Origin of the sequence: Burkholderia sp. Se-20378 (assembly GCF_017104665.1) — a bacterium.
GTDB classification, from domain to species: domain Bacteria; phylum Pseudomonadota; class Gammaproteobacteria; order Burkholderiales; family Burkholderiaceae; genus Burkholderia; species Burkholderia lata.
The window spans coordinates 1-9,752 of sequence record NZ_JAAGPG010000309.1 but is presented as its reverse complement, the minus strand read 5'-3'; the positions used below and the strand labels follow the sequence as shown (position 1 = coordinate 9,752).

Genomic DNA, 9,752 nt, shown 5'->3' with positions numbered 1-9,752 from the left:
GCCGTTGGCCGCCAGCGTCGAATCCGTACCCGACACGAAGAAGCCGCGCGCGTTGTCGCCGGTGGTCCTGACGACGGTCGCCGCATCGGCCGCGATGCGTGCGCCGGCCCCCGTCGACGACAGGCCGTCGGCGCCAGCGCCGGTCGTGCCGATCTGCGTGCCGGACAGCGCGATCGTCGCGTTCGTCCCCTGGTTGTCGATCCCCTTGCCCGAGCCGCCGACCGCGATCGACGTCGCGCCGGCCGCGAGCCCGCCGCCCGTCACGGTCGAGTCGATCAGCACGCCGTCGGCGCTGCCGTTCGCGATCACGGTGCCGGTGCCCGACAGCGCGCCCGATGCGCCGGCGCCCGTCAGGTGGACGCCCGCGATGCCGTCGTCGGCTTCGATCGAACCTGCGTTGGCGAGCGTCGCCGACGCGCCCTGGACGAGCGCGCCGGTGCCGTCGGATACGCGGATCGTCGACGCGTTGTTCACCTTGCCGAGCGTGCCGATCACGACGCCCGTCGAGCCGGCGCCCGTCAGTAGCACCGTGTCGCGGTTCTCGAGCGTGCCGAGGTTCTGCGCGACGAAGCCGGTGACGCCGGCCGTCGACGACGTGACGGCGGCGTGGTTGGTGAGCGTCGTTGCGGCCGGTGCGCCGGCATTGGTGCCGGCGAGGTCGTGCGCCTGGCCGTCGACGACGCCGGCGATCGCACCGGCCGCGTTCAGGTTGATCGTCGCGCCCGCGTCGATCGTGCCTTGCGCGCCGCCTTCGACCGCGATCGCGATGCCGTTCGCGCCGTTGACGTTGTAGATCGCGTTGCCGGTCGACAGCAGGGTGCCGGCGTCGGTCGCGAGCACGCCGTGCGCGCGCTGACCGTTGACGTCGGTCGTCAGCGCGCCGGCCGTCGACGTGCCTGTGTAGGCCGCGCCGCCCGCGACGCGGAACAGCGTCGAATCGTCGGTGTCGACGCTGAGGTGCTGCGCGGCGACGTTGATCTTCGAGCCCGCGCCGTACGCGTAGAAGCCGATCTGGTTGGTGCCCGACATGAAGGCCGGCACCGCGTTGGCGCCGACGTTGATCGTCGCGCCCGAGCGTGCATGCACGCCGATCGCGCCGGTGCCCGTCAGGTTGAGTGCGCCGTTGAGCGTAGCCGTGGCGCTCGGCCCTTCGGCCCACACGCCATAGTTGCGCGTGCCCGAGGCGGGATCGAGGCCGCCGGCGACGTTGATCGTGCCGCTCGACAGGGCGGACGTTGCCTGCGTACCGGTGCCGACGACCATGATGCCGATGCCGTTCACGCCGTTCAGCGTGATGGTGCCGGTATTGGTCACGGTCGCGGCCGTGTTGGCCGCGAGCATGCCGACGTTGGCGAGCGGCGTGCCGGCCGCCGCGCCGTTGACGACGATCGTGCCTGCGTTGGTCAGCGTGCCGGAGGTCGAGCCGATGCTCGCCATCGCGGCGCCGTTCTGCGTCTGCGAGCCGATCACGATCGTGCCGAGGTTGCTCGCGGTGCCGGTATTGCCGAGCAGGATGCCGTACGCGTGCGCGGCGAGCGCGACGTCGTTTGCCGCTCCACCGGGCGCGTACTGCGCCGAGCGGCCGAGGTAGATCGTGCCGCCGGCTTCGTTCGTGAAGCTGCCGCCATCGACGAGGCCGCCGATCACCTGGCTGTCGAGCGTCGTCGCATTGACGCCGACGTTGATCGTGCCGGCGTTCGACGCCGTCGCGCCGCCGGTCACGGCGACCGCGTAGTTCTGCAGGTCCGGCTGGTTGCCGTCGAGCGTCCACGCGCCGACGTTCATCACGCCGTTGTTGACGAACGACGTGCCCGCGCCGTTCGCAAACACGCCGTTGCCTTCGGTGTACGCGTGGTAGTCGAAGTTGTTCGGCGGCGTGCTGCCGCTCGTGTCGAAGTCGTCGCCGGACGCGTACCCGGACGAGATCACGCCGTTGTTGACGCCGCTTGCACCGCTCAGCAGGCGCACCAGCGTGAAGTCGCCCGACAGGCGCCCGTCGTTGATGAAGTGCGCGCCGTTCTCCGCGAGGACGGCCGAGCTCGAGACGATCGTGTTGACGCCGCGGAAGTCGATCTGGCCATCCTTGCCGATGTGCAGTGTCGCGTTCGCGCCCGTGCCGTGCATCGCCGACAGGAAACCGATCGGCAGCGTGTTCTTGTCGCCCGGGGACACGTTGTTCTGATACTGGAAGGTTTGCTGCGAGAACGTGACGGCCTGGCCGAACGCGCTGTCGTAGGCGGCCTGCGAGCCGAGCGCGCCGCTTTGCACCGAGCGCACGAGAAAGTCGTTGTACGCGGCGAGCGTTGCGGCGTCGGTGACGTTCCACGTGCTGCCGTCGAACGCGGTGAAGGTGCCCGCGTAGGCCGGTACGTCGAGCTGGCGGCTGCCGATGGCGCCGCCGTCCGCAACATAGTCGCCGGTGGTGAACCGGATCTGGTTGCGCGAGTTCCAGTTGACGGTGCTGGTCGTGGCGCCCGTGCCGTCCGCGAAGGTCAGGTCGGTCCCCTTTGCGGCCATCGAGATCGCGTTGCCGGCTGCATCGGGCGCGTTCGCCGCGTTGCCGATCGACACGTTGAGCGTACCGCCGGTGGCGGTGACGGTGCCGATGCGCGTGTTCACGTACTGATCGCCGTTCACGTCGTGGTAGACGGGCACCTCGGTCGCGCCGGCCGTCGACGCGGAGAACGCGGACGAGTCGTAGGTCGCGACCGACGTGCGGGTGCCGGTGATCGAGTCGGGCGTGCTGACGCTGTGCGTCTTGCCGCCGAGCGACAGTAGCGGCTGGTTCGGGTTGCCCGACACGATGGTCGTGCTGCCGATCGGCGTGAGCGTGTAGCCCGGGTCGCCGCCGGCGCCGGTCCATGCGCCCGACACGCCGACGGTGTCGCCGCCCGAGACGGTGGCGGAGCCTGCCAGGTTGTCATTGACGGTCGGGCTGAAACTGCCGGGTGCGCAGGTGCCGCCGTTCGCGACGGCCGTGCCGCCGCCGCAGGTCGATGCATGCGCGGAACCGGCCGACAGCGCGGCCAGCAACGCGCCGAGTGCCACGATGCGAAGCGAGGTCCGGTGCGTTGCCGCGTGCGCGGCGCGGCGGCTCGTGCCGGACGAGCTGCCCGAACGCTTGCCGCGCGCCCGTGCCGTTTCCGCAACCGCGACCCAGCAGCCGGCGGTCTCGCTCCATATCGATCGAAATGAATGATTCACGACAAGCCCCTCTCTCTTCTTTTGATGTGGTTTTCACCGCGGCGCAGTGAAATCGCAATCCGCGGTGGAGAATGGCGTGAATGGGTGTGCGGCGGCCGTGGCCGTTTCTCCGCCAATCGCAATTCATTACACCGAGGATGGGCGGAGTCTATTGATCGTGCGGGTGATGGATTGTCGGGAAGCTAACAAATGCGGCAATCATGCCGTTTTCATTGGATATATTTTGATTGTGTGATGAATCGAACTGAAAGCCTTGGTGGGTAAGGATTTGGTGGGTTTGAGCGATATGAGTCCGCGATTGCTGGATCGGTGAGGTGGCGTACGGTTTGCGCCGGCTTGGTGAGTTAAAATGTGGATTCCGGATTATGTATCGGCCGGGCATCCGATTTTGTTTGGGTCTTTTGATTTATTTCCGTTTGAAAATAAATCAAATCGGGAAAATATGGCGCGGCGTCGCTTCGAGATACTGGATGGGGGCCCGGATGAAGCGGATTCGGTGCTCGGATGGGCGATTGGGTCCGACGGTGAACGTTACCGTATCGCCCGCGCACGAAGCCACCGCCGCGACCGGATGCGGCGAGCCTTCGACTTGCCGCGCCGTGGCGAAACGATGAAGGGAAGAGGGCGCTGGCGCGCCGGGCTCAGAAGTCGATTGCGTCGTCGGAATCGACTTCGGCGGCTGTGGCGAGCGCCTCGCGTGCGTCGCGCGGCGCCGATGCCGACGCGTCGAGCGCCGGATTGCGCAGCTTCTCGAGCACGCGCTCCGGCACCGGGATCCGCATCCGTGCAGCGACGTCGCCGCACTGGAACATGATCAGCTCGCCCGGCTCGAACGCGGTCCAGACTTCGTTGTCGGTGAGCGGCTGCGTCGCGATCACCGCGACGCGATCCTCGGGCGTCGTGTATTTCGCGAAGTCGATCGACAGGTCTTCGTCGACGAGGTGCGCGGTCGAGAACGGCCAGCGCCGCACGAGGTAGTGCAGCCGCGTCGAGCAATGCGCGAACAGCGCCTGGCCGTTCGACATCAGGAAGTTGAATACGCCGTGATCGGTGATGCCGCGCGTCAGCTCGCCGACGCGCTCGAACAGTTCGGGCAACGGCGGCTGCGCGCCGGGAAACGCTTCGCGCAGCCCCTGCATCAGCACGCAGAATGCCTGTTCGCTGTCGGTCGTGCCGACCGGATGGTAGACGCTGCCGTCCATGTCCGGCGCGTAGTCCTGCAGGTCGCCATTGTGCGCGAAGATCCAGTGCCGGCCCCACAGCTCGCGCATGAACGGATGGCTGTTCTCGAGCAGGATGTGGCCTTGCGTCGCCTTGCGGATGTGCGCGATCGTGTTCTTGGACTTGATCGGGTAGCGCTTCACCATTTCGGCGATCGGCGACGTGGCCGAGGCCTGGTGATCGATGAACAGGCGGCAGGCCTTATCTTCGAAGAACGCGATGCCCCAGCCGTCGGCATGGTGATCGGTGAGCCCGCCCCGGGCCGCGAAACCTGTGAAGGAGAATGTGACGTCCGTCGGCGCGGCGCAGTTCATTCCTAAGAGTTGGCACATTTTACTTGGGGCAGCAGGCTGAGGCGGGGGGTAACGAACCGGGCGAACCCCGGTACAATGCGGCTTCTAGCATATCACCGAGCCCTGAGCGGTAAAAAGCGGATTCCGCTGGCCAAAGGCCCCGTGTTGCGGTTTGCCGTCAGTCGGCCCGCGGCACGCGTGTTCCGGCCCCGCCGACGGCCAGCCCGTTCCTCACGACGCCTCCTATGACTGCCTCGAACGCTTCTTCCCCGGCGACGCTCTCGCTCGCCCGTCCCGACGACTGGCACCTGCACCTGCGAGACGGCGACATGCTGGCCGCCGTGCTGCCGCACACCGCACGCCAGTTCGGCCGCGCCATCGTCATGCCGAACCTGAAGCCGCCGGTGACGACCACCGCGCAGGCGCAGGCCTATCGCGAGCGCATCCTCGCCGCGCTGCCGGCCGGGATGACGTTCGAACCGCTGATGACGCTGTACCTGACCGACAACACGCCGCCCGACGAGATCCGCCGCGCGCGCGAAAGCGGCTTCGTGCACGGCGTGAAGCTGTATCCGGCCGGCGCGACGACGAATTCCGACCACGGCGTCACCGATCTCGCGAAATGCGCGAAGACGCTCGAGGCGATGCAGGAAACCGGCATGCCGCTGCTCGTGCACGGCGAAGTGACCGATGCATCGATCGACCTGTTCGACCGCGAGAAGGTCTTCATCGACCGCGTGATGACGCCGCTGCGCCGCGATTTCCCGGGCCTGAAGGTCGTGTTCGAACACATCACGACGAAGGACGCGGCCGACTACGTGCGCGACGCCGATGCGGCGCCCGGCCTGCTCGGCGCGACGATCACCGCGCATCACCTGCTGTACAACCGCAATGCGCTGTTCGTCGGCGGGATTCGCCCGCATTACTACTGCCTGCCGGTGCTGAAGCGCGAGACGCATCGCGTCGCGCTGGTCGAGGCCGCGACGTCGGGCAACCCGCGCTTCTTCCTCGGTACCGACAGCGCGCCGCATGCGCGCGACGCGAAGGAAACCGCGTGCGGCTGCGCGGGCTGCTACACGGCGCTGCACGCGCTCGAACTGTATGCGGAAGCGTTCGACACGGCCGGCGCGCTCGACAAGCTGGAAGGCTTCGCGAGCTTCTTCGGCGCCGATTTCTACGGGCTGCCGCGCAGCGCCGAGACGGTCACGCTGCGTCGCGAGGCGTGGGAGCTGCCGCGCGAGATCTTCGCGGGCGATACGCCCGTCGTGCCGCTGCGCGGCGGCGAGACGATCGGCTGGAAACTGGCGTGACCTTCGCGCCGCCGCGCGAGCCCGGCCACACGGCCGGCAGCGCTCGGTGCTAGAATGCGCGTCGCAAAGCAGGCCAGGCAGTCGCGGCCTCGCCGCCTTCGGGCGCGCGGGGGCGAGGAAAGTCCGGACTCCACAGGGCAGGGTGATGGCTAACGGCCATCCGTGGCGACACGCGGAACAGGGCAACAGAAAGCAAACCGCCGATGGCCCGGCGCAAGCCGGGATCAGGTAAGGGTGAAACGGTGCGGTAAGAGCGCACCGCGGCGACGGCGACGTTCGCCGGCACGGTAACCTCCACCCGGAGCAATTCCAAGTAGGCAGGCGCGCATTTTCGGATGCAGGACGGGGCCCCCGTCTCGTCTGCGGGTAGGAAGCTTGAGCGCGTCAGCAATGGCGCGCCTAGAGGAATGGCTGCCACGCGTTGCGTGCTTCGGCGCGCAGCGTGCACAGAATCCGGCTTATCGGCCTGCTTTGCCGTTCGAATGCGAAAGGGCCGGCGTCTCCCCACGGAGCGCCGGCCCTTTTTTCATGTGCGCTCGCCGTGCGTTCAGGCGGCGACGATGTCGAACGAATGCGTGAGTTCGGCCGTCTTCGCGATCATGATCGACGCGGAGCAATACTTGTCGTGCGACAGGTTGATCGCGCGTTCGACCGTGGACGGGTTCAGGTTGCGCCCGGTGACGGTGAAGTGGAAGTGCACCTTCGTGAATACCTTCGGATCTTCGCTCGCGCGCTCGGCCTTCAGCGTGACCGAGCAGCCGCTGACTTCCTGGCGGCTTTTCTTCAGGATCAGCACGACGTCATAGGCCGTGCAGCCGCCGGTGCCGAGCAGCACCATTTCCATCGGGCGCGGCGCGAGGTTGTGGCCGCCGCCTTCGGGCGCGCCATCCATCGTGACGAGGTGGCCGCTGCCGGTCTCGGCGGAAAACGCCATGCCGTCCTGGCCCATCCAGCTTACTTTGCATTCCATGCTTGCACTCCAGCGTTGCCTGATTCGGATTCGATCCGGCATTGTAGCCCGCTGCGCAACGGTCGGCTGATGCGCTGCACGACGCGCAATGCAGGCGCCGCACGAGCGACGCGCCGGACGGCCAATTCCCGCTCGAATTTAGGGGTTTTGCTCTAGAAGAGGGTAGTTTCTGACCCTGTATCACCGTGTCAGGTGATTGATTTTAAAGGGAAAATAAATTTTTCAAACGAGTTTCAAGAAATTCCGCATTATGGTGTTTGATTTCGTAATGCAAATTTTCTTGTGGAGTCGGCGACGCGTTCGTATAATGATCCTCATTGGTTGTCGCGCTGCGGCAACCTCCGAATGTCTCCTCCACCCTCCTCCTATGGTGGATTAAGCCCGAACCAGCCGTTCGGGCTTTTTTTCGTCCCATGCAAACATCGGCGCGCGGCTTGCGCGCCCCGGCATCGTTACACCGGTTGCTTGGCGGCCGGCTGCGATGTCGCGCCGGGCAACGTGCCAGGCGAGCGTGCGTCAGGTGCCGGCGCGTGGACGGCCGACGCATGGCCGTGCCCGCGTGCGCAGAAGTGACGGACGCGTTCGCGTACCGCGCGCAGGCGGGCGACGCGATCCTCGGCGTGGGCGGCGCGGGCTTCGGCAATGCGTGTATCGAGTGCGTCGAGCTTGGCTTCGCAGTCGGCGCGGGCGGCGACTGCGGGCGCCGCGGCGGCCAGCAGCGCGGCCGCGAGGAAGGGCGTAAGTCGTTGATTCATCATGCTTGTTTGTTGTTTTCCAGATTCGGCCGGTCTGGCGCGGGATGGTCATGTGCCGCGCGTCGATGGGTGCCTCCCCGGGCGCTCGGTTCGCCTGGCTTGTCGGGGCACGAACGGATTTTGGCCCATTTCGGCCGCCGTGGACACGGGATGTGGATTCCCTTTGACCGCGTTGCCGTATTTCCTTTATAATTCAGGGCTTTTCCGCATTCATGCCCACGGAAAAAGAACAGGGAGAGCCTGCACCGCGCCTCGAAGCGCACACAGACAAGCAGGAAGAACACATCGGGCAAAGCAATTTTTTTGGATCGATCATGAAGACGTTTTCCGCAAAAGCCCATGAGGTGACGCGCGAATGGTACGTGATTGACGCGACGGATAAGGTTCTCGGCCGTGTTGCCAGCGAAGTGGCACGCCGTCTGCGCGGCAAGCACAAGCCTGAGTTCACCCCGCACGTCGACACTGGTGATTTCATCATCATCATCAACGCAAGCAAGTTGAAGGTCACGGGCAACAAGACTCTGGACAAGAAGTACTACCGTCACTCGGGTTACCCGGGCGGTATCTATGAAACGACGTTCGGCAAGATGCAAGAACGCTTCCCGGGCCGCGCGCTCGAGAAGGCGGTCAAGGGCATGCTGCCGAAGGGCCCGCTCGGCTACGCGATGATCAAGAAGCTGAAGGTCTACGCTGAAGCTACGCATCCGCATTCGGCTCAACAGCCGAAGGCGCTCGAGATCTAAGGGGAGCCCACATGATCGGTAACTGGAACTACGGTACGGGCCGCCGCAAGAGCGCAGTCGCACGTGTCTTCATCAAGGCTGGCAAGGGCGACATCATCGTCAACGGCAAGCCCATCGCTGACTACTTCTCGCGCGAAACGTCGCTGATGATCGTGCGTCAACCGCTGGAACTCACGAACCACGGCCAGACGTTCGACATCAAGGTCAACGTCAACGGCGGCGGCGAAACGGGTCAGGCAGGTGCAGTGCGCCACGGTATCACCCGTGCACTGATCGACTACGATGCGACGCTGAAGCCGTCGCTGTCGAGCGCAGGCTTCGTCACGCGCGATGCACGTGAAGTCGAGCGTAAGAAGGTTGGTCTGCGCAAGGCACGTCGCGCAAAGCAGTTCTCGAAGCGTTAATTCTGCTTCATGGCCTCGCCGCTCCCGGGCGGCGTCCGCCGGAAAAACCGCCAGTGTTCGCGCTGGCGGTTTTTTTATGTCCGTTTCCAGACGCGTGCTGCCGCGACCCGCGCGGGCGTGTTTGATGAAATCGACAAGAACCTATTGATTTCATGGACTTCAGCACGATCTTCTGATCGGCCCTACAATAGCGGCTAAAGCTTTTTGGAGAGTTCGCAATGAACGCTGTTACCGAATCCGCAGCAACGACGGCCGAAATGCCGGTTCCGTTCGTCTTCACCGACGCCGCAGCCGACAAGGTCAAGCAACTGATCGACGAAGAGGGCAATCCCGACCTGAAGCTGCGCGTGTTCGTGCAGGGTGGCGGCTGCTCCGGCTTCCAGTATGGCTTCACGTTCGACGAGGAAGTCAACGAGGACGACACCGTGATGAACAAGAACGGCGTCCAGCTCCTGATCGACTCGATGAGCTACCAGTACCTGGTCGGCGCCGAGATCGACTACAAGGACGACCTCAACGGCGCCCAGTTCGTGATCAAGAACCCGAACGCGAGCACCACCTGCGGGTGCGGCTCGTCGTTCTCGGTCTGAGCACACGGCAGATCCGATCCGGTTCGCCGGAATGAAAACGGGGCTCCATGCCCCGTTTTTTATGCCCGTTCGCAATGGCGATGCGCGCCCACCATGCGGCAGGCGCGGCGTCAGCGCGGATAGAGCGCGCCGAGCACGCGGTTGCCGGCCGCGCCGGTGACCGTCGCGAGGTTGCCGCGCTGGGGCCCGGCGAGGAGCGGGAGCGCGGCGTGGCGGGGAAGAGGGGGCGCAGGCGGGTAGATCCCGCGGGGCACGGGCGCAC

At 65.7% G+C, this 9,752-nt stretch carries 8 protein-coding genes and 1 other RNA gene; 5 read left to right on the top strand and 4 right to left on the bottom strand.

Features of this window, described 5'->3' with window-relative positions:
- A partial coding sequence (locus G3N93_RS26160) for an ESPR domain-containing protein (RefSeq protein ID WP_206134267.1) occupies nt 1-3,204 on the bottom strand: 3,204 nt, incomplete at its 3' end.
- Between the two features lie 641 nt (nt 3,205-3,845).
- Nucleotides 3,846-4,757, bottom strand: coding sequence for a class II glutamine amidotransferase (locus tag G3N93_RS26155; protein WP_174939187.1), 912 nt, complete (start codon nt 4,755-4,757; stop codon nt 3,846-3,848).
- Between the two features lie 206 nt (nt 4,758-4,963).
- On the opposite strand from G3N93_RS26155, the gene pyrC reads away from it, so the two are divergent.
- Together pyrC and rnpB are read left to right on the top strand one after the other, a co-directional pair.
- On the top strand, nt 4,964-6,028 hold the full coding sequence (pyrC, locus tag G3N93_RS26150) for a dihydroorotase (RefSeq protein WP_011350953.1): 1,065 nt from the start codon (nt 4,964-4,966) through the stop codon (nt 6,026-6,028).
- 65 nt (nt 6,029-6,093) lie between these two features.
- An RNA gene (gene rnpB / locus G3N93_RS26145) (RNase P RNA component class A) lies at nt 6,094-6,505 on the top strand.
- A 70-nt stretch (nt 6,506-6,575) separates the two neighbouring features.
- Here the strand turns inward: rnpB and G3N93_RS26140 are convergent.
- Both G3N93_RS26140 and G3N93_RS26135 read right to left on the bottom strand, forming a co-directional pair.
- Nucleotides 6,576-7,040, bottom strand: coding sequence for an OsmC family protein (locus tag G3N93_RS26140; RefSeq protein WP_081436573.1), 465 nt, complete (start codon nt 7,038-7,040; stop codon nt 6,576-6,578).
- 410 nt (nt 7,041-7,450) lie between these two features.
- On the bottom strand, nt 7,451-7,756 hold the full coding sequence (locus G3N93_RS26135) for a DUF1090 family protein (protein ID WP_174939189.1): 306 nt from the start codon (nt 7,754-7,756) through the stop codon (nt 7,451-7,453).
- 311 nt (nt 7,757-8,067) lie between these two features.
- Between G3N93_RS26135 and rplM the strand changes: the two genes are divergently transcribed.
- The 3 genes from rplM (at nt 8,068) to erpA (ending at nt 9,490) form a co-directional block, all read left to right on the top strand.
- Nucleotides 8,068-8,496 (top strand): 50S ribosomal protein L13, encoded by a 429-nt coding sequence (gene rplM / locus G3N93_RS26130; protein ID WP_009687896.1) that lies wholly within the window; start codon nt 8,068-8,070, stop codon nt 8,494-8,496.
- An 11-nt stretch (nt 8,497-8,507) separates the two neighbouring features.
- Entirely contained in the window at nt 8,508-8,900 is a 393-nt protein-coding gene (gene rpsI, locus G3N93_RS26125) for a 30S ribosomal protein S9 (RefSeq protein ID WP_006476904.1), read from the top strand.
- A 218-nt stretch (nt 8,901-9,118) separates the two neighbouring features.
- The gene (gene erpA, locus G3N93_RS26120) at nt 9,119-9,490 is read left to right on the top strand and encodes an iron-sulfur cluster insertion protein ErpA (protein ID WP_011350956.1); all 372 of its coding nucleotides are present in this window, start codon (nt 9,119-9,121) and stop codon (nt 9,488-9,490) included.
- The last annotated feature ends 262 nt before the right edge of the window (nt 9,491-9,752 follow it).